Below are 26,698 nucleotides of genomic sequence, written 5' to 3'. Positions count from 1 at the left end.
CCGAACTCATCCGGCTCGGCCGCGGCGGAGGCCGGTGCCGAGCACGTCCGCTTCGTCGCCGCGTCGGCCACCCGCGACGCCGCCGATCGCGAGGACTTCCTCGCCGCCGTCGAGCGGATCCTCGGGGTCGCCCCCGAGATGATCACCGGCGAGGAGGAGGCGCGGCGAGGAGGAGGCGCGGCTCTCGTTCCGGGGGCAGTCTCGGCCGTCGAGTCGCCCGCCCCGTGCTCGTCCTCGGCGGCGGCTCCACCGAGCTGGTCCTCGGCGGCGCGGAGCGTCGTCGGCGTCGCCGCCTGCGACGAACTCGCCGCACTCTCCCCGCCGAGACGGCGGCCCTGTCCTGGCTCCGCGCGGATCGCGAGGACGTGCTTGCGGCGGCGTCCGCGCGAGCGTCGGCGGCGAGCACAGCGCGCCGACGCAGCGGCCGCCGACCGGTAGCGTCGGAGCATGAGCGATGCAGGCGAGACCAGGACGATCCAACTCCGACGCTACGAGCTGATGGACGGGGTGCTCGACGACTTCCTCGCCTGGTTCCCCACGCGGATCGTGCCGGCGCGCGAGGCCCACGGCTTCCGGATCGAGTTCGCCTACGCCGACCGCGAGGTGAACGAGTTCGTCTGGGCCGTGAGCACGGCCGGCGACGCCGACGCGTTCGCCGAGGTCGAGCGGGCCTACCTGTCGTCCCCCGAGCGCGACGCCGCCTTCGCCGGCGAGCCCAGCGCGTCGCGGTCCAGCACGTACGGCTAGTCGAGCGGATCGTCTGACCGCTGTCAGCGACGGGCGCGCCGCACCGCCGCGAGCACTCCGCGCAGCACGAGCGTCCCGACCGCGATCAACCCGATCGCCCCGGTGAGCCGCGCCCAGACGTGCTGGTGGCGGTCGATCCCTTCGCGGTCTGCCGGCGAGGGGAGCGACGCGGGGGCCAGCGTGCGCCCGGCGGCTCCCGCCTCGGCCATGTGCGCGAGCCGGCGCACCGCCTCGCGGTTGCGGAGCCACAGGCCCGCATGCATCAGCGGCTTCGGGAGGAGCGTGCCCGGCCCCTTCACGGGCGCCTCGTGCATCCGCACCTTCGCGCCGCGCGCGTGCGGCTCGACCTCGATGCGAACGCGGGCCTCGCCGAGCGGCCAGCCGGCGGCCTGGATGACCATCCGTCGCGGCGGGTCCCACTCGAGCACCGTCGTGCGGTCGTCGATCACGAGCGGCCACAGACCGAAGGAGTGGTGCAGGCGCGAGCCGACGTGCGGGAAGTCGGCGTCGACCTTCCGCATCCGGGAGGCGCCGACGACCCAGCTCGGGAACAGCCAGCCGGAGGCGAGCACCGCGAACACGGACTCGGGCGGGCAGTGGACGACGCGGGTAGTGCGGGACATCGCGGACTCCTTCGTGGGGTGGTAAGGCTGTGGCCGCTTCCAGCCTGGCAGGCCGGCGACGGCGACGGGTGCCGTGGATCGCAGCGGCCTCGGATCCGAGCGGCCTCGACGTGCAGCGGCCTCGAATCGCAGCGGCCTCGACGTGATGGCGCATCAGACCGGGCGCGCCTCGGGTGAGAGATCGGGCGACTCGCGCACCCCGAACTCGTGCCGCAGCGCACTGCGCGCAGCATGCCAACCGGCCATGCCGTGCACGCCCGGTCCGGGCGGGGTGGACGACGAGCAGAGGTACAGCCCCTTCGCCGGCGTCCGCCACGGGTCGGTCGTGGGACCGGCCGGGAGAGCAGCTGCGCCACGCTCGCGGCTCCGGCGGCGATGTCTCCGCCCAGGTAGTTGGGGTTGTAGGCCTGCATGTCACGGGCGGTCATCGAGGAGGCGGCGAGCACCCGATCGCGGAACCCGGGGGCGAAGCGCTCGATCTGGGCGGTGATCGCCTCCTGCTGATCGGCCGGCGAGTACCGCGGGACGTGCGTGTACGTCCACAGGACGTGCCGGCCCTCGGGCGCTCGGGTCGGGTCGGCGATCGAGGGTTGGGCGACCAGAACGTAGGGGCTCCGGCTGTGCCGACCACGCTTCACGTCACGTTCGGCGGCCGCGATCTCGGCGCGGCTCCCGCCGACGTGCAGCGTGCCCGCGTGGGCGAGCTCGGGGTTCGTCCACGGCACGGGGCCATCGAGGGCAAAGTCGACCTTGGCCACGCCGTTGCCGTAGCGGAAGCGCTGCAGGGCGGCGGCGTAGGCGGCGGGCAGCCGCTCTCCCGCCATCGCGAGCAGCGCCGTCGGCGTGCCGTCGACGAGCACGGCGCGGGCCCGGGGCAGCTGCGCGAGCGAGGTCACCTCGACGCCGGTCTCGATGGTGCCCCGTGCGCTCGCAGGTCGTCGGCGAGCGCGTCGACGATCGACTGGCTCCCGCCGATCGGAACAGGCCAGCCGCGCGCGTGCGCGTAGGCGCCGAGCGCCAGGGCCGCGGCGGCGGTCGATGGGCTGGGCATCGGGCGGATCGAGTGCGCCGCGACCCCGGAGAACATCGCCGGGGCGACGTCCTCCCGAAAACGCAGGTTCCACCCGGGGGTGCCCTGCTCGAGCACCCGCAGTCCGAAACGGATCAGCACGCTCGGGTCGGTCGGGATCCGCAGCAGCGTGTCGTTCGTGAAGCCCGCCACGCGGTCGGCCCGCTCCGCGAGCGGACCCATCAGCCCCCGCCACGCTGCTCCGTCGCGGCCCAGCGCCTCGGCCGTGCGGTCGAGGTCGCGGTAGGCGATGCCCGCGCGACCCGCGTCGAGCGGATGTGCGTAAGAGATCTCGGGGACGACCAGCTCGATGCGCCGGTCGAGCCCGAAGGCGCGGAAGAATCCGGACGCGAGCGCCATCGGGTGCACCGCCGAGCAGACGTCGTGGTGGAATCCGGGCAGCGTCAGCTCGGCCGTGCGCGCGCCCCCGCCGATCGTCTCGTTGCGCTCGAGGACCGTAACGGAGAACCCAGCCCGCGCGAGCGTGACCGCGGCGGCGAGGCCATTCGGTCCCGCTCCGACGACGACGGCGTCGACCACGGTCACCTCCTCCGCAGGGTGGAGAGAACACCCACGGCTCCGGCGGCGACGGCCGCGGCGGCCCCTGCGTAGCTGAGGGCTCGGTGGCGGATCATCCAGATCTGCGGGGTCATCGTGTGCGCGCGATCGCTGAAGAGGCCGCGCGCGCCGTGATCGCCGGCGACCGGCTCGTAGACATTGTTCGGCAGCATCGGCTCGGTCGTGTCCGGCGCCTGCTGGCCGTCGAACGCACTGCGGGCGAGGTACCAGTCCATGAAGCGGCCGGCAAAGCGGTCGCCGAGGATCGTCCCTGCGGTCGGCTCACCCACCCAGGTGCGGCGGCGCGGCCTATCGGCCACGTCGGCGATCGCGATCGCGCCCACCTCCGGCTCGTAGATCGGCGGCACCGGCTGCGGGTGGTGCGGCAGCTGCGACTTCACCCAGGTGAACTGGATGGTATTGAGCGCCGGCATGTCGACCTCGGACAGCCGCACGCGGCTCCGGGCGTGCAGCAGCTCGGCGGTGACGGCCTCGGTGAAGCCGCGCGCGCCAAATTTCGAGGCGCAGTACGCCGCCTGCAACGGGATGCCCCGGTGCGCGAGCGCGGAGCCCACCTGGATGACGTGCCCGCGGTCGCGCGGAGTCATCCGTGAGAGCGCCGCGCGCGTGCCGTTGACGAAGCCGAAGAAGTTCACGCCCACCGCGCGCTCGAAGTCGGCCGGCTCGGTCGAGAGGAACTCGCCGAACACGCCGACCATCGCGTCGTTGACCCACAGCTCGATGGGACCGAGTTCGGCCTCGACCCGGTCGGCAGCGGACTCGACGGCCTCGCGGTCGGCCACGTCCGTCGGGATGCCCAGCCCGCGCGAGCCCTTCTGCTCGATCTCGGCGACCGTGGCCGAAAGTCCGTCCTCTCCGCGCGCCAGCACCGCCACGTCCCAGCCGCGGGAGGCCAGCTCCCGGACCGTCGCGCGCCCCAACCCGGCTGTGCCCCCGGTGACGACGGCGACTCCGCGGCTCATTCGCGGGCCTCGCGGACGTGAGCCTCGCGAGCAGGGGACTCGGTGCGGGGGTGCTGTGTCATGGTGCGGGCTCCTTCGTGAGGGCGCGGGATGCGTCGGGAGTCCTCACGCTAAGCGCGAGCGCCGCCGCGGCGCGCGGGGTTGCGCGGTATCGGTGGAGAACTCGGAAGATCCCCGCCTGGGGAGGAGAACCGCTCTCGCCACTCACGGCCATCCCCCAGAGAGCGCGGCCAGACTGACGCCCGCCCGAGCACCCCCGACCGGATCGACGCATGACCATTCTCCTCGACCTGAGCCTCGTCTCCGGTGTCCTCGTCGTCTCCGTCTACCTGCTCGCCGTCACCGCACTGCTGCTCCTGCTCACGGTCCACATCCGCTCCCGAGGCTCCGGCCGCACCCGCCGCGGCGTGGTCGCCGTCGCGACCCTGCTCCTGGGCCTTCTCGGCGGCATGGCCCTGGCCGCCCTCGTCGGCGGATCCGAGGGCCCCTTCGGCGTCGACTTCACCCCGATCACCCGCCTCTGGATCGGTCTCGGAGTCGGCGGCATCGCCGTCGCCCTGGTCGTGCTCGTGCACGCCGTCCGCCGTCGGCGCGTCCGGGCGTGCTCGCCTCCCTCGGCGTCGTGGTGCTGGTGGTCGCGACCGCCGCGATGAGCATCAACATCGACTTCGGCCAGTACCCGACGGTCCGTAGCGCGCTCGGGATCAGCGCCTACTCCGACTCCGGCGTCCCCGACGTCGTCCCGAGCGGCCCGCACGCCGAGCTGGCGACCTGGATCGCACCCCCCGGGATGCCCGCCGAGGGCTCGGTCTCAAACGTCACGATCCCCGCCACCGCCTCCGGATTCCCCGCCCGCGACGCCGTGGTCTACCTCCCGCCCGCGGCCCGCACCGCGGTCCCGCCGCTGCTGCCGGTGATGGTGATGCTCTCGGGCCAGCCCGGCTCCCCCTCCGACCCGCTCTCGACCGAGAAGCTCCAGCAGGCCCTCAACGCCTACGCCGCCGCGCACGCCGGCCTCGCGCCGATCGTCGTCTCACCCGACCAGTTGGGCGATCCGAACACGAACACGATGTGCATCGACTCGCCGATGGGAAAGTCGGCCACCTACCTCACCGTCGACGTCCCGAAGTGGATCCGCGCCAACCTCCCGGTCCTCGGCGACGCACAGCACTGGGCTATCGGCGGTCTCTCGCAGGGTGGAACCTGCGCGATCCAGCTCGGCGCAGGCTTCCCGGCACTGTTCGGCAACATCATCGACGCCTCGGGCGAGCTCGCACCGACGCTCGGCAGCGAGGCCGCCACCATCGCGCAGGGCTTCGGCGGCGACGCGGCCGCTTACAAGGCCGCGACACCCATCAGCCTCCTCGCGAAGAACGCGCCCTACACCGGCACTGTCGCGATCTTCGGGGTCGGCGCCAACGACGCCTCCTTCCTCCCCGGAGCGAAGACCCTCCACGCGGCGGCAGTCGCGGCCGGGATGGACGCCACCTACGTCGAGATACCCGGCAGCGCCCACGACGTCACGGCGTGGTCGGCCACGTTCGACAAGGGCCTCCAGGTTCTGGCCGACCGCTGGAAGCTCGTCCCCGCCGCCTGACCCGGGCCGAGCGCTCAGGCCCGCCGCCGGATCGAGGAGCTGCTCGACCCGCTGCAGGCCGAGGCGGCGCACAACGTCAGCTGAGAGGCCTCCTCATCCACCATCGTGGATGACAGGCACTCTCAGCTGACGTTGCGTCGTCCTCCCAGCGGATCAGCCCCGCGGACGCCGCGTGGACCACAGCGCCCACACCACCAGCAGCGGCTGGAACACCAGGCGAACGGCGCGCTTGCGGTCAGTGTCGAGGCCGAAGGCGCTCGTGTGGGTCCGCCACTGCGAGATGTTGCCGGGGAAGATCGCGGTGAAGAAGGCGGCGGCCGCGGCTCCGACCAGCGGCGCCCGGCGGCGCGCGAGCACCAGCGCGGCGCCCAGCCCGATCTCGACCACGCCCGAGGCGAGCACGACCGCGTCCTTGTCCAGCGGCACCCACTCCGGCACCTGCGCCTGGAACTCCTGCCGCTTGCGGGTGAGATGGTTCACCCCCGCGAAGACCAGGATGGAGCCCAGGAGCACCTTGGCGCCGGCACGGAGCAGGGACGAAGAAAAGGTTCGCATACGCTCCATCGTTCCGGATGCGGGCCGTCGACGACACACGGCGCGGCGGGAGCGCACGAACGTGCCAGTGTCGGAGGCGGCGCCTAGTCTGATCGGGTGACTGACCGCATCCTCGTCCTCACCACCGGTGGCACCGTCGACAAGGAGTACTCGCTCGCGGGCGAACTCGAGATCGGCGCGCCGATGGTGCCGCGCCTGCTCGCACCGGTGCTGACCACGCTCGAGTTCCGCATCGAGGAGGTCCTCGCCAAAGACAGCCTCGAGCTCGACGAGGCCGACCGGGCGCTGATTCACTAGCGCGTCCTCGCGGCCGAGGAGGACCGGATCATCCTCACCCACGGCACCGACACGATGACCGCGACGGCCGAGGCGCTCGGCGTGGTCCGCGACCGCGTGGTGGTGCTCACCGGCGCGATGCAGCCCGCGCGGATGGCCGACAGCGATGCGGCGTTCAACCTCGGCACCGCGGTCGCCGCCGTGCAGCTGCTGCCGCCCGGCGTCTACCTCGCGATGAGCGGGCGGGTGCTGCCGGCCGGCTCCGTCGTGAAGGACCGGTCGATCGGCGTGTTCCTCCCCGCCTAAGCGGCTCGTCCGGCGAGCCGTCACCTCAGGTCTCGGCGAGTTCCGCCGTGCAGGCCGCACAGAGTCCGAACACGTCCACGACGTGGCGCGCATCCGTGAACCCGTTCTGCGAGGCGACCGAGTGCGCCCAGGTCTCGACCTCATCGGCTGCGATCTCGACCGTCAGCCCGCAGCGGCGGCAGATCAGGTGGTGGTGGTGCGTGCCCGGAGTGCAGGCGCGGTAGAGGCTCGCACCCTCGGGCGACTGGAGCGAGTCGGCCTCGCCCTCGACGGCCAAATCGGACAGGGCGCGGTAGACGGTCGCGAGCCCGATCGGCGAGCCGGAAGCGTGCAGCGCGCTATGCAGGCCCTGGGCGCTGACGAAGTCCTCGCGGCGCCCGAGCGCCTCGCGCACCGCCTCGCGCTGCCACGTATTGCGCTTGACCACGGGCCCACCCCCACTCCTCACGACCCGCGCCACGCTACCGCCCCTCGCCCACCACGGCCCGGGAGCGACGCACGCCCTTGCGCCCGACGATCCGGCAGACGGCATAGATCGCAAACGAGATCGTCGTCACGTAGGGGCTGATCGGGATTGATCCGCCCAGCGCGAGCAGGATGCCGCCCACCAGCGCACCCACCGCGAAGAGCACGCTCAGCAGCGGCACCACGACGGGCGACGCGGAGAGGCGCAGGGCCGCGGCGGCGGGCGTCACCAGGATCGCCAGCACCAGCAGCGAGCCGACGATCTGCACCGAAACGGCGACCGCGAGGCCGAGGAGCAGCATGAACGTGATCGAGAGCGCCCGCGTCGGGATGCCGCGGGCGGCCGCCACATCGGCATCGACGCTCGCGAAGGTGAGCGGGCGCCAGATCAGCGCGAGCCCGACGAGGACCACCGCCGAGATGCCGATCAGCCAACCGAGCTGCGGATCGTCGACCGCGACGATCTGCCCGGTAAGCAGGCCGAACTTGTTCGCGCTCCGGCCCGGGTACAGCGCCAGGCAGAGAATGCCGAGGCCGAGACCGAACGGCATCATGACGGCGATGATCGAGTTGCGGTCGCGGGCGCGCGAGCCGAGCACGCCGATCAGGACGGCCGCGATCAGCGAGCCGACGATCGACCCCTCGACCACGCCCACCCCCAGCAGCAGCCCCGCGGAGGCGCCCGCGAACGAGAGCTCGCTGATGCCGTGCACCGCGAACGCCATGTCTCGGGACATCACGAAGACGCCGATCAGCCCGCCGACCACTCCGAGCACCGCCCCCGCGATCACCGAGTTCATCAGCAGCGCGAGTAGCGCCCCGTAGTCCGAGAAGTCGACGATCTGCGACCAGACATCGGTCACGAGTGCGCCTCCTCGTGCACATGCGAATGGTCGGGAGCGCCGACCACAATGACGCGCCCCCGCGCGCGGATCACGTCGACCGGCGCGGCGTAGAGCTCGCTGAGCACTTCCGAGCGCAGCACCTCGTCGGGCGTGCCGATGCGGAACCGGCCGCCCGCGAGGTAGAGCACCCGGTCCACCATGCCGAGCACCGGATTCACGTCGTGCGTGACGAAGAGGACGCCGAGGTTGCGCTCGCGGCGGTGCCGGTCGATCAGCTCGCTGACCGCCCGCTGGTGCGCGAGGTCAAGCGCGATCAGTGGCTCGTCGCAGAGCAGGAGCGCCGGATCGCCCGCGAGCGCCTGGCCGACGCGAACGCGCTGCTGCTCTCCTCCGGACAGGCTGCCGATGGGGGCGTCGGCGAACGACGTGGCGCCCACAGCCTCGAGCAGGGCGGCGACAGCCGCCCGCCGGGAACGCGAGGGCAGGGGCAACCCGAAGCGGTGCCCGTCGATCCCGAGGCCGAGCAGATCGCGGGCGCGCAGCGGCGTGCCCTCGTCGGCGAGCTTCTGCTGCGGGATGTAGCCGATGCGCCGATTGCCGCGGTGCACGGGCTCGCCGAGCACCTGCAGCTCTCCCGCGCTCAGCTGCTGCTGACCGAGTACGGCGCGCAGGAGGCTGGTCTTGCCGGAGCCGTTCGCGCCGAGCACCGCGACGAACTCTCCGGCGCGCAGGTCGAGGTCGACGCCACTCCACAGCTCGCGGTCGCCGAAGCGCAGCCCGGCGCCGCGCAGCCGCAGCACGGACGCCGAAGGGCCCGCCTCCGAGGAGACGGGCCTGATCGGGTCGGGCCTGATCGGGTCGGTACCGTTCGGGTCGGTACCGTTCGGACCGGTGCCGATCGGGTCGGTACCGTTCGGGCAGTCGTGCCTCACGGGGACAGGGCTCCCTCGATCGCATCGAGGTTGGCGGTCATCCAGCCGGTGTAGTCGTCGCCCTCGGGCAGCGTCTCGGTGACGCCGACGGTGGGGATGCCCGCGGCCTTCGCCGCGTTGAGCACGGCGTCGGTCTGAGCCCCCTCGGTTTGCTCGTTGTAGATCAGTGCGTCGACCGACGTGCCGGAGAATAGCGCCAGCGTCTCCTGCAGCGTGGCCGCGGGGACGTCGGTACCTTCCTCGACCGCCTCGCTGAAGGCCTGCGGGGTCGCGTCGGTAAGACCGAGCGCGTCGGTCAGGTAGAGCGGCACAGGCTCGGTGATTGCGATCAAGCGGCCGGAGAGCGCGCCCTTCAGCTCGCCTTCGCGGGCGATCAGGGCGTCGAGACGCTCGTCGAGCGCGGCGACGTTGGCGGAGTAGGTAGCGGCATTGTCGGCGTCGAGCGCGGCGAGTTCGTCGCCGATCCGCCCCGCGACCTCCTTCATCGCCGCCAGGTCGTACCAGACGTGCTCGTTGAACTCCGCGTGCTCGTGCCCGCCCTCCGACTCCTTCTCCGCGTGGTCGTGCACCTCCTCGAGCCCGGCGATCACGGTGGCCGTGATGACGGGGGCCTCGGTGCCGGCCGCACTGATCATGATGTCCAGGAAGTGGTCGTAACCGCCGCCGTTCTCGATCACGAGGGTGGCACCGGACACCGCGAGCTGATCGCGTGCGGTGGCCTCGTACTCGTGCGGGTCCTTGTCCGGGCTGTCGATGATGCTGGTCACCTCGACCAGGTCGCCGCCGATGCTCGAGACGAGGTCGCCGTACACATTCGTCGACGCGACGACCTTCACGGGTCCGCCCGAGGTGGCGGAGGCGGTGCCCGATCCGGAGCAGCCGCTCAGGGCGAGCGCGGCACCGCCGAGGAGGGCGGTGAGGGCGAGGAGGCGGGTCTTCACGATGAGCCGATCTGCGACGGGGGTGGGCGGGTGACACTACGGTAGTGGCTATTGATAACGATTGTCAAAATCGCTGAACGACCTGCGCCGGCGATTTCTGACGGAGCTCCGGTCGGCACGCGGAGTAGCGTGAGGCCCGAGCAGAGGGAGGACCGTGGCCGTCACGCTGCACGACGTCGCCCGCACCGCCGACGTCTCGATCAAGACCGTCTCGAACGTCATCAACGACTACCCGCATGTGCGCCCCGCCACCCGAGCACGGGTGCAGGCGGCCATCGCGCAGCTGGGCTACCGCCCCAACCTCTCGGCGCGCAGCCTGCGCCGCGGTCGCACCGGCGTGATCGGACTCGCCCTGCCCGAGCTGAGCCTCCCCTACTTCGCCGAGTTGGCCGACAGCGTGATGCGCGCGGCCGACGCGCGGGGGCTAACCGTGCTGATCGAGCAGACCGGCGGCGACCCCGAACGCGAGCGCCGCGTGCTCACAAGTGAGCGCCGGCAGCTCACCGACGGGCTGCTCTTCAGCCCGCTCGGCCTCGCCGACGAGGACGCGCTCGTGGTCAACGTCCCCCTGGTGCTGCTCGGCGAGCGGATCTTCACCGGGCGGGTCGACCACGTCACTATGCAGAACACGGCGGCGGCGCGCGCGGCCACCGCGCACCTGCTCGCCTCCGGTCACCGCCGGATCGTGGCACTCGGGACGCACCCCGACGCCGCAGTCAGCTCGGCGTCGCTCCGCCTCGAGGGCTATCGAGCTGCGCTCGCCGACGGGGGCATCGACGACGAGCGGATAATCGGAGTCTCCGGACCCTGGCGGCGCTCTGGCGGCGCAGAGGCGATGCGGCGCGTGCTGGCCTCCGGTCTCGACTTCGACGCCGTCTTCGCACTCAACGACACGCTCGCGCTCGGCGCGATGCGGGCGCTGCAGGAGGCGGGCGTGCGGGTGCCCGACGAGGTGGCAGTGATCGGCTTCGACGACATCGACGAGGCGCGCTACTGCTCCCCTAGCCTCTCGAGCGTGGACTCGGGGCGCGACGAGATCGCCCGGATCGCGGTCGAGCTACTGCAGGCCCGGATCGACGGCTCGCGCACGGGGCCGGGCACCCTGCACGAGGCGGCGTTCACCGTTGTCGCGCGGGAGTCGGCCTAGCCACCGGCCCCGCGGTGGCAGATCTCGCGGCGAATCCACGCTCCGGCGTCGGCGACGCGCACGTCGCCGCGGCGCAGGAGTCGACCCCACCGGAACGCTCACGAGGTCAGGCGGTCGGCGACCGATCCGCGCGCGTCCCCGCCGATCGTGCGCAGCAGGAGGTGGGCCAGTGGGCCACCGAGGTAGAGCGTGACGCCCCCGACTGCGATGACGTGCCGCGCCTGGCCACGAGTGCCGTCGTCGTAGGGGCGACGGAAGCCCCGTCCGCGGATTCGGTTGCGGCCGCCGCGCGTGAGTCGGAGCAGGACGGCTCTTGACAACGGCAAGAGCGAGGCGGAGCATCTTCTACAACGTTAGAAATTCTGCTCACCGCTGAGCACAGCCCGCGGGAGCCCAACGCCCGAAAGGCCCCCATGACCTCCGCCCCCGCCGCCACAGCGCGCATCAGCCTCGACCCAGCCGCGGTCGTCGCTCCCGTCACTCCGCGCCTCTTCGGCTCCTTCGTCGAGCACCTCGGCCGCTGCGTCTACGACGGCATCTACGAGCCCGGCCACCCCGCCTCCAACGAGGACGGCTTCCGCCTCGACGTCGTCGAGCTAGTCAAGGAGCTGGGCACCACGACCATCCGCTACCCCGGCGGCAACTTCGTCTCGGGCTACCGCTGGGAGGACGGCGTCGGCCCGCGCTCCGAGCGCCCCCGCCGACGGGACCTGGCCTGGCACTCGCTCGAAACGAATGAGGTCGGGCTGGACGACTTCGCGAAGTGGGCGACGCTGACCGGCAGCGAGATCATGTACGCCGTCAACCTCGGCACCCGCGGTGTCCTCGAGGCGCTCGACGTCCTCGAGTACGCCAACGGCACGGCCGGTACCACCCTCGCCGACCAGCGGATCGCCAACGGCGGGACCGAGCCCTACGACATCCGGATGTGGTGCCTCGGGAACGAGATGGACGGCCCGTGGCAGGTCGGCCACAGGAGCGCCGACGACTACGGGAAGCTCGCCTCCCGCACCGCGAAGGCGCTGAAACTCGCCGACCCCTCGCTCGAGCTGGTCGTCTGCGGCTCCTCCGGCTCGTCGATGCCGACCTTCGGCGAGTGGGAGCGCGTGGTCCTCGAGCACACCTACGACGACGTCGAGTACATCTCCTGCCACGCCTACTACCAGGAGTACGACGGCGACCTCGGCTCCTTCCTCGCTTCCTCTCTCGACCTGGAGTACTTCATCGCCACCGTCGCGGCGGCCGTCGACCATGTGAAGTTCACGCTCAAGAAGACGAAGGACATCACGCTGTCCTTCGACGAGTGGAACGTCTGGTACCTCAGCGAATGGAACGCGAAGGAGAAGGCCGACGCCGGGGGCGACCAGAGCACCCGCGAATGGGCGTACGCCCCGCGCCTGCTCGAGGACGTCTACTCGGTCGCCGACGCCGTCGTGCTGGGCAACCTGATGATCACGCTACTGAAACACTCCGACCGCGTCACCTCCGCATCCCTCGCGCAGCTCGTCAACGTGATCGCGCCGATCATGACCGAGCCGGGCGGCGGTGCCTGGCGCCAGACCACCTTCTTCCCGTTCTCGACGACCGCGCGCCTGGCCTCCGGCTCGGTGTTGCGCCCCCGGATCGACGTGGGGACCTACCCGACCGCTCGCCACGGCGACGCGCCGCTGATCGACTCCGTCGCGACCGTGGACGACGGCCGCGCGGCCGTGTTCCTGGTCAACCGCTCGCAGACGGAGCCGATCGAGGTCACTGTCGACATCAGCGGCCTCGGCGTCTCGAGCGTCGCGGAGGCGGTGGCCCTGTTCGATGAGGACCCCTACGCCAAGAACACCCGCGACGACCAGGACCGCGTGCGCCTTCGCGAGGCCGCCGCGTCGCTCGCCGACGGGGTGCTGACGCTGACCCTCCCGCCTGTGTCGTGGACGGCGGTCGCGCTCACGGCGTAGGGCCGGTCCCCGCAGTCCGCTCAGGATGCTGCGACAGAGGGGACGGATGAGCGCGCTGGTCCCCTGGCCTATGACCTCGAGGAACTGCGCCGGGAGGTGCTGCCGGACGGCGGCGGCGAGGTCGACGACAGCATCCCCGAACTCGCCGACCCGGCCTGTGCGGGATCGCGCTCGTCCTCGCGGACGGCTCCGTCCGAGCGAGCACCGACGCCGACACGGTGTTCAGCATCCAGTCGGCCGTGAAGCCGTTCCTCTTCGCGGGGGCCCCTGCTGACCGCCTCCCTGGTCGACGGGGGTGATGCCGACGGTCGGAGCGAGCGCATCCTCCGCGGCCTCTTCCGCCTTCGCCCGGGCGTGCGCCGTGCTGCCGCCACGGGCGAGCGGGCCGTGCCTGCATCCATCGCACGCGACGTCCCCTGCGCTCCTTCGCGGTGCCCACCGACACAACGTCAGCTGAGAGGGGGTCTCATCCACGATGGTGGATGAGACCCCCTCTCAGCTGACGTTGTGTCGTCCTCGATGCTCCGGGCGACGCTCGGATCCCGTGGCACACCCGTCCGTTCGCTCCGCGACGCTGCGGTGGGTGCGGCGGAGTTGGCGCTATCCACTGCCCCGCCAGGTCTGGCTGTCACCCCAGGAACCCTCGAGCGCGGGTGTCCCACCGTCCGGCGCCCAGCACTCGATCCGGAGAGCTGCCCGTCTGCCCGACAATTCGGGGACGGCGACTCCGGCTATCACCGGTTCGACGCAGTCCTCGAGCCAGGTGTCGTCCGGTCGGACATCAGTGTCCCACTCCTGGGGCAGCCGACGAGCGTGGGCCTCGAGGTCATGAAAGACCACGGACCGGTCGTACTCCATCCTGTCGAGCTCGTCGTCGAGCCTGACGAGGGGCTGCGCGCGCTGGACGCGAGTACCCGACATGGACGTCCGCGACTCCCGTGAGCGAGCGGACGTCGAGCGCGATCTCGATCTCCGGCCTTCTCGCGTCGGAGTAGAGGGAGGCGTGGCCGATCATCCCGGGGCCGTCCTGCCCCTGGGCGATGCTTCGACTCGCCACCGCGACGACGTGCCGGCCGAGGATCAGACCGTGAGCGTAGACGGCGCCGACGTCGCGGAGCTCCACTCCGGCCCGCTCGATGTCCTCCGCGCTCAGCAGGCCACCGATTCTGCCGCTCGGCCATCGGTGCGCCGCCGCAAGCGCATCCCTCGTCCGCCTTGTCGTTCCCCCTCCCACCGGGTCGAGCGAACCGTCACATCGCGTGGCAGCGATTCGGCGCAGCGGTACGCGACCCGCTCTGCGAAACACCACCCCCGCCCGGGCCGACCGCGGAGCGGACGACGACGCAGGAGGAGTCCGCTCCATGAGGCAACAGCCCGCTCAATCCAGCAACAGCGCCGGTTCCTCCAGCACGCTGGCGACGTCGGCGACGAAGCGGCTGACCACGTCGCCGTCCACCACACGGTGGTCGAAGGAGCCGCCGACCGTGGTGACGAAACGTGGGCGGACCTCGCCGTCGACGACCCACGGCTTCTGCTTGATCGTGCCGAGCGCGATGATCGCGACTTCGCCGGGGTTGAGGATCGGGGTGCCGGTGTCCATCCCGAACACGCCGATGTTGGTGATGGTGATGGTGCCGTTCTGCATGTCGGCGGCTGTCGTCTTCCCGTCGCGAGCATCGAGGGTGAGCTTCTCGAGGGCCTGGGCGAGTTCGAGGAGGCTCATTGACTGCGCGTCCTTGACGTTGGGGACGAGCAGGCCGCGCGGGGTGGCCGCGGCGATGCCGAGATTGACGTAGTGGCGGACGATGATCTCGGAGTCGGTCCAGGCCGAATTGACCGTGGGATTGCGGCGGACGGCCCAGATGATCGCCTTCGCCATGATCAGCAGTGGCGAGACCTTGACCCCGGCGAAGTCGGGCGAGTTTTTCAGGCGCTTGACGAACTCCATCGTCCGGGTCGCGTCGACATCGACGAAGACGCTGACGTGGGGGGCGGTGAAGGCGCTGGTCGACATGGCTGCCGCGATGGCCTTGCGGACGCCGCGGACGGGGACCCGCTCCTCGCGGTCGTCGCTCCAGGCGGGGGTCTGGATGTTGCGGAAGACGCTGGCCTGGGAGGCGTGGCGGATGACGTCGTCGCGGGTGACCTCGCCGGCGAGGCCTGTGGCCTGCACCTCGACGAGGTCGACGTCGAGGTCCTTCGCGAGCTTGCGGATGGGCGGCTTCGCGATGACCGGGAGCGCTGCGGCAGCGGGCACCGAGGCGGGACGGGCGGGCGCGGTCGGGCGCGTGGGCGCGGCGGTGGGTCCGGATCGGCGGCGGCGGGTCTGCACCTGGCCCCCAGCGGTTCCGTAGCCGACGAGCGCCGCGCCGGAGCCCTCGCCCGGCTCGGTGGTGGAGGGGGCGGGCGCCGTGGCGGCCTGGGAGGGGTGCGCAGGGATCGCGGGCACCTCGGAGCCGATCACTCCTGCTCCGGAGCGCACCGTGATGATCGCTGTGCCGACATCGACCGTCTGCCCCTCGTCAACGAGCACGTCGACCACGGTGCCGCTGAACGGCGAGGGCAGCTCGACGAGTGACTTGGCGGTCTCGATCTCGACGAGGACCTGGTTGACGGCCACCTCGTCGCCGACCTTGACCCTCCACGCCACGATCTCGGCCTCGGTGAGGCCCTCACCGACGTCGGGGAGGAGGAACTGCTCTGTCATCGGTGGACTCCTGAGGGCTCGTACGGGCGGATGTCGCGCGCGTCAGTACGCGAGCGAGCGGTCGACGGCCTCGAGCACGCGGTCGACATCGGGGAGGAAGAGCTTCTCGACCTTGGCGGGCGGGAAGGGGGTATCGAAGCCGGTGACGCGCAGGACCGGCGCCTCCAGCGAGAAGAAGGCGCGCTCGGTGACCGTCGCCGCGATCTCGGAGCCGAGGCTGACGTTCGAGGGCGCTTCCTGCCCCACGACGAGCCGACCGGTCTTGCGGACCGACGCGAGCAGCGGCTCCCAGTCGATCGGCGACAGCGAGCGCAGGTCGACGACCTCGACGCTCGTTCCCTCCTCGCCCGCGAGTTCGGCGGCCTGGAGCAGGACTGCGACCATCGGGCCCCAGCCGACGAGGGTGACCTCGGTGCCCTGGCGGACGACGCGGCTGGCGTGCAGCGGCAGGGCGGAGGAGCGGAGGTCGACGTCGCCCTTGGGCCAGTAGCGGCTCTTGGGCTCGAAGAACATCACGGGATCGTTGGAGGCAATGGCCTCCTGGATCATCCAGTAGGCGTCGTTCGGGTTCGACGGGCTGATCACGCGCAGTCCCGCGGTGTGCGCGAAGTATGCCTCGTTGCTCTCCTGATGGTGCTCGATCGCTCCGATGTGCCCGCCGTAGGGCACGCGGATGACGACGGGCATGGTGATGGCGCCCTCGTGCCGATTGGTCATTTTGGCGAGCTGCGAGGTGATCTGGTCGAACGCCGGGTAGACGAACCCGTCGAACTGGATCTCGCAGACCGGCCGGAACCCGCGCATCGCGAGTCCGATTGCCGTGCCGACGATGCCGGACTCTGCCAGCGGCGTGTCGAGCACGCGCTTCGCTCCGAATTCGGCGTGCAGCCCCTCCGTGATGCGGAACACGCCGCCCAGAGGGCCGATGTCCTCGCCCATCAGCAGGACGCGGTCGTCCTGCGTCATGGCGCGGCGGAGGCCGGCGTTGAGCGCCTTGGCCAGGGACATCGACTCGAGCTGCGACCCGGTGGGGGCCGCCTGCGCGGTCGTCGTGCTGGTGTCGATCGTCATCACTCGCCTCCGAACGATTCTTCGTAGCGCTGCAGCCACGCCTTCTGGTCCTCGACGAGCGCGTGCGGCTCCGAGTAGACGTTGTCGAAGATGATGCCCGCGGACGGCGCCTCGAGGGCGAGCAGGCGCCGACGAATGTCGGACGCGAAGTCGCGCGCCTCCTCGTCGACGTCGTCGAAGAAGGACTGCGGCACGCCCTCGCTCCGCAGGAACGCGGCGAAGCGGGTGATCGGGTCTTTCGCGACCCACGAGGCGAGCTCGTCGTCGGTGCGGTACTTGGTCGGGTCGTCGCTCGAGGTGTGCGCGCCGATCCGATAGGTCAGAGCCTCGATGAACTGGGGCCCGCCGCCGGATCGCGCGTCGTGGAGGTGCTTGGCGGTGACGGCGTAGCTCGCGAGCACGTCATTGCCGTCGATCTGCACGCCCGGGATGCCGAAGCCGGAGGAGCGGAGGTAGAGGGGACTGCGCGACTGCGTCGCCACCGGTACCGAGATCGCGTAGTGGTTGTTCTGGAGGAAGAAGACCTCGGGCGTCTGGTAGCTCGCGGCGAAGATCATCGCCTCGCTCACATCGCCCTGGCTGGAGGCGCCGTCGCCGAAGTAGACGACGACGGCCTCGTCCTTCTCGGGGTCACCCGTGCCGGTGACTCCGTCGAGGGTGAGTCCCATCGCGTAGCCGGTGGCGTGCAGCGCCTGCGAGCCAAGCACCAGCGTATAGATGTGGAAGTTGCCGTTGGCCGGATCGGTCGGGTCCCAGCCGCCGTGCGTCGTGCCGCGCAGGAGGGCGAGGACGCCGAGCAGGTCGATGCCGCGGATCTTGCCGACGACGTGCTCGCGGTAGGAGGGGAAGACGTGGTCCTGCGGGCGCATCGCGAAGGCGGAGCCGACCTGTGCCGCCTCCTGGCCGTGGCTCGGCACCCACAGGCCCAGCTGCCCCTGGCGCTGCAGGTTCGCGGCTTCGCTGTCGAAGCGTCGGACCACCGCCATCTCACGGTAGAAGGAGCGGTGCTGGGCCTCGTCCACCCCGTCGAGGTAGGAGGCGTACTGCTCGGCAGCGGGGGTCGGTGAGAACCGCCCGTCCGCGGAGAGGAATTGGACAGTCGGCGACTCCGTGCTGGTGGCTACCACTGGACTAACCTATCCGTCTCGCGGGATGGCCCTCGGGGAGGGAAGCCACAATCTCGGCCGCCGCGGAGAGGAGCTTGTCCACAGAGCTCGCCTCGCCGACGGATACGCGGATGCCCTCGGGCGGGAACGCTCGGACCACGACTCCGACCCGCGCAAACGCCTCTGCCGCCCGCGCCGTGTCCTCGCGGGTGTCGAACCAGAGGAAGTTGGCCTGCGACTTCGGGATGCTCCAGCCCTGGTCGAGGAGCGCCCGCCAGAGGTCGTCACGGAGGCGGGTGATGCGATGCACGCGCTCGAGCAGCTCCGCGCGGTGCTGGAGGGAGGCGACGGCCGCGGTCTCGGCGAACCGGGTGACGGAGAGCGGGATGGCGGTGGAGCGGGCGGCATCGAGGATCCGCGCGTGACCGAGCGCGTAGCCGACGCGGAGCCCGGCCAGCCCGTACGCCTTCGAGAAGGTGCGCGCGATCACGAGGTTGGGGTAGCGGCCGAGCAGGCGCGTGCCGTCGACGGCGCGCTCGTCCCCCACGAACTCTGCGTAGGCCTCGTCGAGGAGCACGAGGACGTCGCTCGGGACGCGCTCGAGGAGCGCCTCGACGTCGTGGGCGGTGGCGACGGTACCGGTGGGGTTGTTGGGGCTGCAGACGATGAGCAGGCGCGTGCGCTCGGTCACGGCCTGCAGCATCGCATCGAGGTCGTGGGTATCGTCGGCGCGCAACGGCACGCGGACGCTGGTGGCGCCGGCCGTGGTGACGAGCGAGGGGTAGGCCTCGAACGAGCGCCAAGCGTAGACGACCTCGTCGCCCGGGCCGGCCGCCGCGGCGATGAGCTGGGCGATGACGGCGACGGAGCCGGCTCCGACGATCACCTCGTCGATGGGGACGCCGTACACAGCGGCGAGTTCTGTGTGCAGCGCCGTGGCCGCCGCATCGGGGTAGCGGTTGAAGTCGTCAACCTCGCGCACCCGCTCGAGCACGGAGGGCAACGGGTCGAACGGGTTCTCGTTGGAGGAGAGCTTGAACGCATCGGAGGCGGCTGCGCGGCCCTGCTTGTAGGCGGGGAGCGCCAGGATCTCGGGTCGGAGGCGAACGGGAGGCTCCTGCTGGTCGGTCACCCGGCCCATGCTAGGCGGCACGGGCACCGGGACCGTTTCGTTCGGCGCGCGCCGTCGCCAGCCCGGGACGGTCGCGCGGAGGCGCCGTCCCCCGTCGGGGCGCCGCCTGGAACGCGGCTCGACGACACGAAGCGGTTTGCGGTCGGGTGTCCGCGGCGACCGTCCCCCGATTAGGGTACAGAGATGCGGAGTCGAGGGCGAACCGAGCGGTGCAGGGGTGCGCGAGCACTCCTGCGTGGCATCTCGGCGGCGATCGCTCTGCTCCTCACGGCCGGCGCACTCTCGGCCTGCGCACCCGGATCGGAGGGCGCTCGGCCGACCCCGACCCTCCGCGAGACCTCGATCGACGTGGCCGCTCCGCCCGCCTACACCGCCGCGCGTGAGGCCGGTCTCGCCCTCCGGGACGACGCGCTGGCGTTGCTGACCGCTACCGACGGCGCCGTCGCGGGCGCGGCACGCACTGACCTGCTCGTCGCGATCGGGATCCTCAACACCGCGCTGGAGGGAGTCTCGGCCGAGGCCATCACTGAGGCGACGGCCGCCGCGGCCGAGCAGCGCACTACTCTCGCCGGGCGGGTCCTCGGTCTTGGCGCGGCGGCGCTTGCCTCCGGCCGTGGGTCGACCGCTCGGCGGAGCACCCTGACCGACGCCGTCGAGCAGCTCCGCAGCGCCCTCGCCTCCGGAGCCACGCTCGCCCCGCTCGCCCTCGCCGTGATCGAGGCACGGGAGCCGCTGATCCCCGAGCCGGGCAGCGGAGTCGGCCCTCCCCCACGCCCCGCACCGCCCGCCGCTCCGCGGCCGAGCACCGCACCTGCTCCTACCCAGGTGCCGACACCCGACCCCGCCGCTCCGAGTCCCGCTCCTGAGCCGCCTGCCTCGCAACCGGCTCCGCCGCCGGCACCCCAACCAACCGCCGAGCCCGAGCCACAGCCCGAGCCCGCGCCCGCCCTCCCCCCGCGGACCTGCGCCGACGATCCCCGGCTCTGCACGCCCGGCCCGGAGCCGACCATTGGCGGGCCCCTCACCTGAGCCCCGACTCGCGACCTGCCCCGTCGGCGGGGATAGTAAAGGCATGCGCAGACTCCTTTTCGGCCTCCTGACCAACGCTGTCGCGATCTGGCTCACGACCCTGGTCGTGGCGGGCGTGCGCGTGGATCCGTACGACGGGGGCCCGGCCGCCGCGATCCTCACATACCTGCTGGTGGCGCTGATCTTCGGAGTGGTCAACGCCGTCGTGGGTGGGGTCGTGCGCGTGATCGCCTTCCCCCTGTACCTGCTCACGCTCGGCCTCCTCTCGTTCCTCGTGAACGGGCTCCTTCTGCTGCTGACCGCCTGGATCAGCGGGCTCTTCGGCTTTGGACTCGTCGTGGACGGCTTCTGGTGGGGCGTGCTCGGCGCCCTCGTGCTCGCCCTGGTGAACTGGTTCATTGGTCTCCTCCTGCGCCCCTTCCTCCGCCGCCGTCAGGACTGATTCCGCGGCCTCGGCACCAGCATCGACCTCCCCGCGACCGACCGAGCGGAGTCCCCTGACATCGGTGGACAACGGCCGGAATCGGCCTGCTGTGGAGGAGCTTCGGTGCGCCATGATGGGCGGGTGACCCCCGACTCCACTGCGCCCTCGGCCTTCGCCGTGTGCTTCGTCTGCACCGGCAATATCTGCCGATCGCCCATGGCCGAGGTAGTGCTGCGCTCGCTGGCGGAGCAGGCGGGGCTCGGCTCCGCGATCGAGATCAGCTCGGCCGGCACCGGCGAGTGGCACCTCGGCGAGCACGCCGACCGCCGTGCCCTCGACACGCTCGAGCGGCACGGATTCGACGGTCGCCGCCACCGCGCCCAGCTCTTCGATCCGTCGCGGTTCGCCGAATTCGACCTCGTCGTCGCGCTCGACCACGGACACGAGCGGGCGCTGCGCTCCTGGGCCCGCACGGAGGTGGACCGGCAGAAGATCCGCCGCCTCCTCGACTTCGAGCCGAGCCTCTCTCCGCAGGGCGACGTCCCTGACCCCTACTATTCCGATGCGGCGGCATTCGACTCGGTGCTCACGCTCATCGAGCGCGCCTGCCGAGCCCTCTTCGCCCAGATCGAACCCGGACTGCGCGGCAACCGCTCGGTCCGCCCCGACTCCACCGACGCGCGCGCCGCCCTCGCGCAGGACACCTGAGAACCGGAAGGCACCACCGCATGACCTCGCTCCCCACCCAGCCGCTGAGCCCCCTCGACGGCCGCTACAGCGGCGCCGTCTCGTCGCTCGGCGAGTACCTCTCGGAGGCGGGGCTGAACCGCGCCCGGGTACACGTCGAGGTCGAGTGGCTGCTGGCACTGACCGATCGGCGCCTCTTCGGCTCACAGCCCGTCGATGCCGCGACCGCCGAGGAGCTGCGCCGCCGCGCCCGCGACTTCGGCCAGCCGGAGATCGACGAGCTGGCGGCCCTCGAGGCCCGCACCCGCCACGACGTGAAGGCCGTCGAGTACCTCGTCCGCCACTGGCTCGACGAGCTCGGCCTCCAGCGGATCGCCGAACTCACGCACTTCGCCGCCACGAGCGAGGACATCAACAACCTCTCCTACGCGATCATGGTCCGCCGGGCCGTCGGCGAGATCTGGCTGCCGAAGCTGCGGTCGGTCGTCGACTCGCTGCGCGAACTCGCCGTCCGCTACCGCGACGAGTCGATGCTCAGCCGCACGCACGGCCAGCCGGCGACCCCGACCACGATGGGCAAAGAGTTCGCCGTCTACGCTTACCGGCTCGAGCGGGTCGTCGTGCAGATCGAAGCCACCGAATACCTGGGAAAGTTCAGCGGAGCGACGGGCACGTTCGCGGCGCATCTCGCCGCCGATCCCGGCACCGACTGGCCGGCACTCGCGGAGGAGTTCGTCACCTCCCTCGGCCTCGTCTTCAACCCGCTGACCACCCAGATCGAATCGCACGACTGGCAGGCCGAGCTCTACGGCAAGGCGGCGCACGCAAACCGCATCCTGCACAACATCTGCACCGACGTCTGGACCTACATCTCGCTCGGCTACTTCCGGCAGATCCCGCAGGCCGGGGCGACCGGCTCGTCCACGATGCCGCACAAGATCAACCCGATCCGCTTCGAGAACGCCGAGGCGAACCTCGAGCTCTCGAGCGCCCTGCTCGACTCGCTCGCACAGACCCTGGTCACCTCGCGCCTCCAGCGCGACCTCACCGACTCGACCACGCAGCGCAACATCGGAGTCGCATTCGGCCACTCGCTCCTCGCGCTCGACAACATCGCCCGCGGCCTGCTCGAGATCGACCTCGACCCGAGCGCCCTCGCCGCCGACCTCGACGGCAACTGGGAGGTGCTGGCCGAGGCGATCCAGACCGTGATCCGTGCGGAGGTGGCGGCCGGCCGCTCCTCGATCACCGACCCGTACGCGCTGCTCAAGGACCTCACCCGCGGCAAGCGCCTGGGCGCCGACGACCTCGCCGTCTTCGTGCAGGGTCTCGACATCGGCGACGCGGCGAAGGAGCGCCTGCTGGTGCTGACGCCGGGGGGCTACACCGGGCTCGCCTCGGCGCTGGTCGACCGCCTGGGCTGACGCTCGGCCGGTGCGGCTCAAGCGACGAAACAGGGCGACACAACAGACGGAGTGACGAGACAGACGGAGTGACGGGCCGGAGTGCGGCCCGCGCGATCACGCCCCGTGCGCATCCTGTTCGTCGATGTCCGCGATCTCGGCGGCGTCGGGCTTGAAGGTCAGCGAGAACATGGCGATCGCGACGAGGACGACGATGAACGCCACTCCGAACGAGATGATCGCGACGACCGTCTCACGAGTGGACAGCAGCACGACAAGGCCGACGAAGGCGGACATCACCGCAGAGAAGCCGATCAGTTCGAGCGGGCGGAGGCGGTCCTTCCGGGTCGGCTGGAACGTGCGCGGCGTGAATTCGCCGGGATCGCGCGGGTCGGCCCCGGAGGCGGGGTCGGGCTGCTGGCCTTCGGCGGTCATCGGTCTCCTCCGGAGGTCGGTGTCGTGGGGGCGACGGGGCCGTGTCCGGTGGAGGCGCCCGTGGCCCATTTGAGAGAGAACGCCGCGATCCCGAGGTACACCGCGACCATCACCGCGTAGGCGCCGAGGAGACCGACCGTGACGACGGGATGCGGCGGAAGGAGCCCAAAGGCGGCTCCGAGCAGCATGGTGCCGATGCCGACAATCACAGCGTCGCGCCCGGTGAGACCCTGGCCACGGCGTCCGCTGGAGAACTCGAAGAAGCCGGAGAGCAGCGCCCAGCCGGCGACGAGGGCGACGAAGGAGAGCAGAGTGGCCACGGGGAGCGCGAGGAGCGCGGCGACACCGGCCAGCAGGGTGAGCACCGCCGCGGCGAGCGCGGGCGGGCGGGCACGACCGCTCCAGCGGGACAGCCCGAGGGCGAGCGAGGCGGCACCGGTCGCGAGCGCGAAGCCACCGAAGAGAGCAAGACCGAAGGCGGGACCGTGGTCGGGCGAGAAGGTGACGACGCAGCCGGCGACCGCCGCGATCGCAGCGCGCGCGAGGGGCAGGGTCCACAGGCGGCGGTCGGAGTCGGCGGCGATGGCCACGTCGAGCCTCTCTGGGAAGTGAGGAGGAAGGCGTCCGGGACCGGACGGCACAGCGCGCGACGGCAGGGCGCCGCAGACGTCAGCGATTTTACGCTCCCCGAACCCCGCCCCGCCCCGGAGAGGGGCGGCAGGCGGGATCCGGGGCGAAGTCGCAGGCGGCTCAGCCGAGCCAGACCTCTTCGACGCGCGGGAATACCGCGTCGGCCGAGAAGCGCTCGCGGAAGCGCACTCCGGCCTTCTCGACGACCTCAGCGCGGGCGTCGGCGTCGGTGATCAGCTCGGTCAGCGCGGCGGCGAGGGCGTCCACGTCGCCGGGTGCGACGACCCGGCCGCAGCCGTCGCCGAGGACCTCGGGGATGCCGCCGACCGCTGTCGAGACGACGGCCGCATCGCGGGCGAGGGCCTCAAGGATGAAGATCGGCATCGCCTCCTCGCGCGAGGGCAGCACGGCGATCGACGCCTGGTCGAGCAGCGCGAGCAGGCGGGCGTTCTCGAGCGAGTCGAGGAACTCGATCCCCGGGACGCTCCGGTCCACGACCTCGGGCTCGCGGATCGGTCCGGCGATCAGCAGGCGCCAGCCCTCGGCGCCCTGGAGCTTCGCCCACGCCTTCTGCAGGACGTCGACACCCTTGCGGTGGCTGACGACTCCGCCGAAGACGACGGTGCGGGTCTTCTCGCGCGGCGTGCCCTGCTCGAGCGCGTTGGGCACGAGATGCACGCGATCGGCAGGGACGTAGCGGCGGCAGATCGCCGAGGTCTCCTCCGAGAGCGAGATGACCTCGTCGGCGCTGCGCAGCACGTCCTTCACCAGGCGCGGGTGCGCGGCGGTGAAGGCGGCGAACTCGCTGCCGTGCAGGTGGGCGACCGTGCGCAGTCCGAGGCGGTGCGCCAGGCGCAGCAGCGATCCCTCGCGGAGGAACGAGCCGCGCTCCGAGAGGTGCACAACGATGACGCTGCCGAACTCGCGGCGGGCGATAGCGACGATGCGGGCGGCGGCGCCGGCGGCCAGGCGGGCCGCGGCGACGTGCTCGCCCGGCGCGGTGCGCGAGAGGATGACCCGGACGTCGGAGCGGGCGAACGGCCAGCGGAGGTATCCGTTGACGACCTGCGTCATCCCTCCGGGGACCTCGCCGCTGCGGCCGACGTGGTACACCGGCGTCGTCGGGCCCGCCGGGGCGGCCGGGTGGCTGCGCGGCGGCACCGCGAGCAGCGCCTGGATGTCGTCGCGCACCCCGCGGAGGCGACCGCGCGCGACGAGCAGCTTCTCGAGCAGCTCGCTGCGGCGGGCGAGCACTGACCCGAAGGTCGCGACGCCCGTTGTCGGGGTCGTCCGCGACATGTCGACCGTGACGTCGTGAATCCCGATCGTCTCGAAGTGACGCGATGCCTTCGTGGATCCGTCCATCTGCACGCTCACCGGGGCCGCACCCTCGGTGAACGCCATGATGATCACATGCAGCCGGTCGCTCATCGCGATCCGGGCCCGCTTGTACAGCTCGCGCAGCAGGATCTCGTGCTCGTCGTGGGTGTGCGCCGGATCCCAGTCAAGGATCTCGGCGTCGAGATCGGCGGCGAGTCGGCGGGAGCGCTCGGCGTCGACGGCGACCTGGGTCACGACGACGATGTCGAGGTCCTCGCGCTCGGCGAAGCCCTTGATCGCGGCCAACCACTCCTGCTCGGGGTAGGGCCGCGCATCCACCTCGTGGTCCTCGCGGAGAGAGAGGACGAGCACACGCCGCTCCTCGTCGGGCTGAGCAGCGAACGCACGCAGCTCCTCGTCGCTCGCGCCCTCGCCGTAGCCGAGGTCCGGCATCGCGGCGCCGACGCGCAGGTAAGCGGCCGTCTTGTCGTCGCGCCAGCGGGTGTAGCTGGAGAGTGCCATCGAGGGCCACATGATCGCGCGCGGCAGCGGAGCGAAGTTGCGGGTGCCGACACCGGCGCGGATCACCCGACCGCCGCCCAGACGCACCAGCGCGATGCCCGGGAGCATCACGAGGTGCTCCTTCATCCCGATCAGGGTCAGTTGGATCTCTCCCGGCTTGAACACCGAGTTCGCCCGGCCCGCCAGAGCCTCGCGGGCGAGCGCCGCGTACCACCGCAGCAGCGAGCGGTAGACGGTGTCATCGGGTCCGAGACGGAGGCCGTCGTCGTAGCCCCACGGCGAGTGACCGACGTAGACATGCAGCGGACCGGACTCGCGCAACCAGTCGAGGAGCTGGCGGCGGAGGATGATGTCGCCGATGTTCTCGTACTGGCCGCGGCCGACGGCGAAAATCAATCGGGCAGGTGTCACGGGCGGGCCTTTCGGAGGAGTTAGCGAGCGGGCTCGGTGCCGATGGCGCTCTCGGCAGACTAGCGTAAGCCGACTCAGCTTTCGGAAACCTCAGCAGTTATTGGTGACCAGGAAAGCCTTGAGGAATCCGCCGGTCTGATAGAAGTACTGACCGACGAGGTAGTCGAGCCCCATCGGCTCTCCCGAGGGCACCATCGAGAGGTCGCCGGAATAGCAGCGCTGGAGGATCATCTTCGCGCGGACGAGATGGGGGGAACTGGTGATCACAATGACGTGGTCCCATCCGTATTCGGCGGCCAGGTCGCGCAGCTGCCGAGCCTCTCCCTGAGTGGTAAGCGGATCGGCGGAATAGCAGAGGACATCGCCGCCCGGCTCATTACACTTCTTGTACTTCTTGTCCTCGTAGGGCGCACCCATCTCGCCAGGGCCGACCGAGAGCACCATCGTGTCGGTCGCTCCGGAGGTGATGATCCGCCGGGCGAACTCGACGCGCGCCCTCGTCGAGGGCCCAAGCACGAACACCGCGTCCGCCTGCTCGGGGATCGGGTCGATCGGCGGCGTGACATAGAGCGGGATGCCCGCGCCGAAGACGGCGAGCACGACGAGGGGCACGAGCAGGAGCCGAGCGATCAGAGTGCGGGCGCGGCGGCGGCCCTGTCGCTCCGGGGAGGGCAGGGTCGACGGGCGGTCGTTGGTCATCGCCGGGTCCATCGCGTCCTCTCCACTGTCGGAACCGCCCTTCACCAGCGGCGGATGATTCTCGACGCAAGTGCGACAACGATCACCAGTAGACAGTTCATCCTCGCAGTATTTCGGCCGGAGGTCGGA

At 71.2% G+C, this 26,698-nt stretch carries 29 protein-coding genes and 1 pseudogene; 12 read left to right on the top strand and 18 right to left on the bottom strand.

The window, feature by feature from the left end; translation table 11 throughout:
- Nucleotides 1-438 (top strand): Ppx/GppA phosphatase family protein (locus tag C1O28_RS14940; RefSeq protein WP_479561824.1); only part of this gene is annotated, 438 nt, incomplete at its 5' end.
- A 9-nt stretch (nt 439-447) separates the two neighbouring features.
- The gene (locus C1O28_RS14935; protein ID WP_127821566.1) at nt 448-747 is read left to right on the top strand and encodes a hypothetical protein; all 300 of its coding nucleotides are present in this window, start codon (nt 448-450) and stop codon (nt 745-747) included.
- A 23-nt stretch (nt 748-770) separates the two neighbouring features.
- Here the strand turns inward: C1O28_RS14935 and C1O28_RS14930 are convergent, their stop codons facing one another.
- The 3 genes and pseudogenes from C1O28_RS14930 to C1O28_RS14920 all read right to left on the bottom strand — a co-directional run bounded on the left by C1O28_RS14930 (nt 771) and on the right by C1O28_RS14920 (nt 3,980).
- Nucleotides 771-1,370, bottom strand: coding sequence for an SRPBCC family protein (locus tag C1O28_RS14930; RefSeq protein WP_097166119.1), 600 nt, complete (start codon nt 1,368-1,370; stop codon nt 771-773).
- Between the two features lie 153 nt (nt 1,371-1,523).
- Nucleotides 1,524-2,979: pseudogene (locus C1O28_RS14925) on the bottom strand (phytoene desaturase family protein).
- Nucleotides 2,980-2,981: 2 nt separating this feature from the next.
- Nucleotides 2,982-3,980 carry an SDR family oxidoreductase gene (locus C1O28_RS14920; RefSeq protein WP_097166117.1) on the bottom strand — a complete coding sequence of 333 codons (999 nt, stop codon included), beginning with the start codon at nt 3,978-3,980 and terminating at the stop codon, nt 2,982-2,984.
- Nucleotides 3,981-4,252: 272 nt separating this feature from the next.
- Here C1O28_RS14920 and C1O28_RS15800 point away from each other — a divergent pair, with 272 nt between their 5' ends.
- A complete protein-coding gene (locus C1O28_RS15800) occupies nt 4,253-4,633 on the top strand; it encodes a hypothetical protein (protein WP_244210527.1) in 381 nt (126 codons plus the stop codon).
- Nucleotides 4,582-5,577: an alpha/beta hydrolase gene (locus C1O28_RS14915; RefSeq protein WP_244210526.1), complete on the top strand. Its 996-nt coding sequence runs from the start codon at nt 4,582-4,584 to the stop codon at nt 5,575-5,577. The genes C1O28_RS15800 and C1O28_RS14915 overlap by 52 nt, the downstream gene beginning before the upstream one ends.
- Nucleotides 5,578-5,730: 153 nt before the next feature.
- Here the strand turns inward: C1O28_RS14915 and C1O28_RS14910 are convergent, their stop codons facing one another.
- Nucleotides 5,731-6,132 (bottom strand): DoxX family protein, encoded by a 402-nt coding sequence (locus C1O28_RS14910; RefSeq protein WP_097166115.1) that lies wholly within the window; start codon nt 6,130-6,132, stop codon nt 5,731-5,733.
- Between the two features lie 96 nt (nt 6,133-6,228).
- Between C1O28_RS14910 and C1O28_RS15795 the strand changes: the two genes are divergently transcribed.
- Both C1O28_RS15795 and C1O28_RS15790 read left to right on the top strand, forming a co-directional pair.
- On the top strand, nt 6,229-6,429 hold the full coding sequence (locus C1O28_RS15795) for a hypothetical protein (protein WP_237398165.1): 201 nt from the start codon (nt 6,229-6,231) through the stop codon (nt 6,427-6,429).
- A gap of 27 nt (nt 6,430-6,456) precedes the next feature.
- Nucleotides 6,457-6,714 (top strand): asparaginase domain-containing protein, encoded by a 258-nt coding sequence (locus tag C1O28_RS15790; protein ID WP_337189913.1) that lies wholly within the window; start codon nt 6,457-6,459, stop codon nt 6,712-6,714.
- A 25-nt stretch (nt 6,715-6,739) separates the two neighbouring features.
- Here the strand turns inward: C1O28_RS15790 and C1O28_RS14900 are convergent, their stop codons facing one another.
- From C1O28_RS14900 to C1O28_RS14885, 4 genes are all read right to left on the bottom strand, one after another.
- Nucleotides 6,740-7,141: a Fur family transcriptional regulator gene (locus C1O28_RS14900; RefSeq protein ID WP_097166114.1), complete on the bottom strand. Its 402-nt coding sequence runs from the start codon at nt 7,139-7,141 to the stop codon at nt 6,740-6,742.
- 34 nt (nt 7,142-7,175) lie between these two features.
- Complete coding sequence (locus C1O28_RS14895) at nt 7,176-8,042, bottom strand: metal ABC transporter permease (protein ID WP_419866661.1); 867 nt, start codon at nt 8,040-8,042, stop codon at nt 7,176-7,178.
- Nucleotides 8,039-8,863, bottom strand: a complete 825-nt coding sequence (locus C1O28_RS14890) for a metal ABC transporter ATP-binding protein (protein ID WP_097166389.1) — start codon at nt 8,861-8,863, stop codon at nt 8,039-8,041. Before C1O28_RS14890 ends, C1O28_RS14895 begins: the two co-directional genes overlap by 4 nt.
- Nucleotides 8,864-8,952: 89 nt before the next feature.
- Nucleotides 8,953-9,897, bottom strand: a complete 945-nt coding sequence (locus tag C1O28_RS14885) for a metal ABC transporter solute-binding protein, Zn/Mn family (RefSeq protein WP_097166113.1) — start codon at nt 9,895-9,897, stop codon at nt 8,953-8,955.
- Nucleotides 9,898-10,051: 154 nt separating this feature from the next.
- Between C1O28_RS14885 and C1O28_RS14880 the strand changes: the two genes are divergently transcribed.
- A complete protein-coding gene (locus C1O28_RS14880; protein ID WP_097166112.1) occupies nt 10,052-11,044 on the top strand; it encodes a LacI family DNA-binding transcriptional regulator in 993 nt (330 codons plus the stop codon).
- Nucleotides 11,045-11,142: 98 nt separating this feature from the next.
- On the opposite strand, the gene C1O28_RS14875 is transcribed toward C1O28_RS14880, so the two are convergent.
- On the bottom strand, nt 11,143-11,364 hold the full coding sequence (locus tag C1O28_RS14875; protein WP_097166111.1) for a hypothetical protein: 222 nt from the start codon (nt 11,362-11,364) through the stop codon (nt 11,143-11,145).
- Between the two features lie 93 nt (nt 11,365-11,457).
- Here C1O28_RS14875 and arfA point away from each other — a divergent pair, with 93 nt between their 5' ends.
- A complete protein-coding gene (gene arfA / locus C1O28_RS14870; RefSeq protein WP_097166110.1) occupies nt 11,458-12,993 on the top strand; it encodes an arabinosylfuranosidase ArfA in 1,536 nt (511 codons plus the stop codon).
- 600 nt (nt 12,994-13,593) lie between these two features.
- Here arfA and C1O28_RS14860 read toward each other — a convergent pair.
- The 5 genes from C1O28_RS14860 to hisC form a co-directional block, all read right to left on the bottom strand.
- Nucleotides 13,594-13,914 carry a hypothetical protein gene (locus tag C1O28_RS14860; RefSeq protein ID WP_097166109.1) on the bottom strand — a complete coding sequence of 107 codons (321 nt, stop codon included), beginning with the start codon at nt 13,912-13,914 and terminating at the stop codon, nt 13,594-13,596.
- A gap of 457 nt (nt 13,915-14,371) precedes the next feature.
- Nucleotides 14,372-15,700, bottom strand: a complete 1,329-nt coding sequence (locus C1O28_RS14855; protein ID WP_097166108.1) for a dihydrolipoamide acetyltransferase family protein — start codon at nt 15,698-15,700, stop codon at nt 14,372-14,374.
- Between the two features lie 42 nt (nt 15,701-15,742).
- A complete protein-coding gene (locus C1O28_RS14850) occupies nt 15,743-16,708 on the bottom strand; it encodes an alpha-ketoacid dehydrogenase subunit beta (protein WP_181024678.1) in 966 nt (321 codons plus the stop codon).
- A 62-nt stretch (nt 16,709-16,770) separates the two neighbouring features.
- On the bottom strand, nt 16,771-17,898 hold the full coding sequence (locus C1O28_RS14845; protein ID WP_097166106.1) for a thiamine pyrophosphate-dependent dehydrogenase E1 component subunit alpha: 1,128 nt from the start codon (nt 17,896-17,898) through the stop codon (nt 16,771-16,773).
- A 4-nt stretch (nt 17,899-17,902) separates the two neighbouring features.
- Complete coding sequence (hisC, locus tag C1O28_RS14840; protein ID WP_097166105.1) at nt 17,903-19,018, bottom strand: histidinol-phosphate transaminase; 1,116 nt, start codon at nt 19,016-19,018, stop codon at nt 17,903-17,905.
- Nucleotides 19,019-19,192: 174 nt separating this feature from the next.
- Here hisC and C1O28_RS14835 point away from each other — a divergent pair, with 174 nt between their 5' ends.
- From C1O28_RS14835 to purB, 4 genes are all read left to right on the top strand, one after another.
- The gene (locus C1O28_RS14835) at nt 19,193-20,038 is read left to right on the top strand and encodes a hypothetical protein (protein WP_097166104.1); all 846 of its coding nucleotides are present in this window, start codon (nt 19,193-19,195) and stop codon (nt 20,036-20,038) included.
- A gap of 43 nt (nt 20,039-20,081) precedes the next feature.
- Complete coding sequence (locus C1O28_RS14830) at nt 20,082-20,480, top strand: phage holin family protein (RefSeq protein WP_097166103.1); 399 nt, start codon at nt 20,082-20,084, stop codon at nt 20,478-20,480.
- A gap of 123 nt (nt 20,481-20,603) precedes the next feature.
- Nucleotides 20,604-21,170 (top strand): low molecular weight protein-tyrosine-phosphatase, encoded by a 567-nt coding sequence (locus C1O28_RS14825; protein ID WP_181025747.1) that lies wholly within the window; start codon nt 20,604-20,606, stop codon nt 21,168-21,170.
- Nucleotides 21,171-21,190: 20 nt separating this feature from the next.
- Nucleotides 21,191-22,573, top strand: a complete 1,383-nt coding sequence (purB, locus tag C1O28_RS14820) for an adenylosuccinate lyase (RefSeq protein WP_097166102.1) — start codon at nt 21,191-21,193, stop codon at nt 22,571-22,573.
- 96 nt (nt 22,574-22,669) lie between these two features.
- On the opposite strand, the gene C1O28_RS15785 is transcribed toward purB, so the two are convergent.
- The 4 genes from C1O28_RS15785 to C1O28_RS14800 all read right to left on the bottom strand — a co-directional run bounded on the left by C1O28_RS15785 (nt 22,670) and on the right by C1O28_RS14800 (nt 26,569).
- Complete coding sequence (locus C1O28_RS15785; RefSeq protein ID WP_237398162.1) at nt 22,670-22,987, bottom strand: hypothetical protein; 318 nt, start codon at nt 22,985-22,987, stop codon at nt 22,670-22,672.
- Nucleotides 22,984-23,577, bottom strand: coding sequence for a DUF308 domain-containing protein (locus C1O28_RS14810; protein WP_097166101.1), 594 nt, complete (start codon nt 23,575-23,577; stop codon nt 22,984-22,986). The genes C1O28_RS15785 and C1O28_RS14810 overlap by 4 nt, the downstream gene beginning before the upstream one ends.
- 160 nt (nt 23,578-23,737) lie before the next feature.
- Nucleotides 23,738-25,870 (bottom strand): glycosyltransferase family 4 protein, encoded by a 2,133-nt coding sequence (locus C1O28_RS14805; RefSeq protein WP_127821564.1) that lies wholly within the window; start codon nt 25,868-25,870, stop codon nt 23,738-23,740.
- Nucleotides 25,871-25,960: 90 nt separating this feature from the next.
- Complete coding sequence (locus tag C1O28_RS14800; RefSeq protein WP_160487555.1) at nt 25,961-26,569, bottom strand: YdcF family protein; 609 nt, start codon at nt 26,567-26,569, stop codon at nt 25,961-25,963.
- Nucleotides 26,570-26,698 lie beyond the last annotated feature (129 nt).

This window comes from Rathayibacter rathayi (assembly GCF_004011095.1).
GTDB lineage: Bacteria > Actinomycetota > Actinomycetes > Actinomycetales > Microbacteriaceae > Rathayibacter > Rathayibacter rathayi.
Note: the sequence above shows the minus strand (reverse complement) of the source record. Positions and strands in the feature narration are given on the sequence as shown.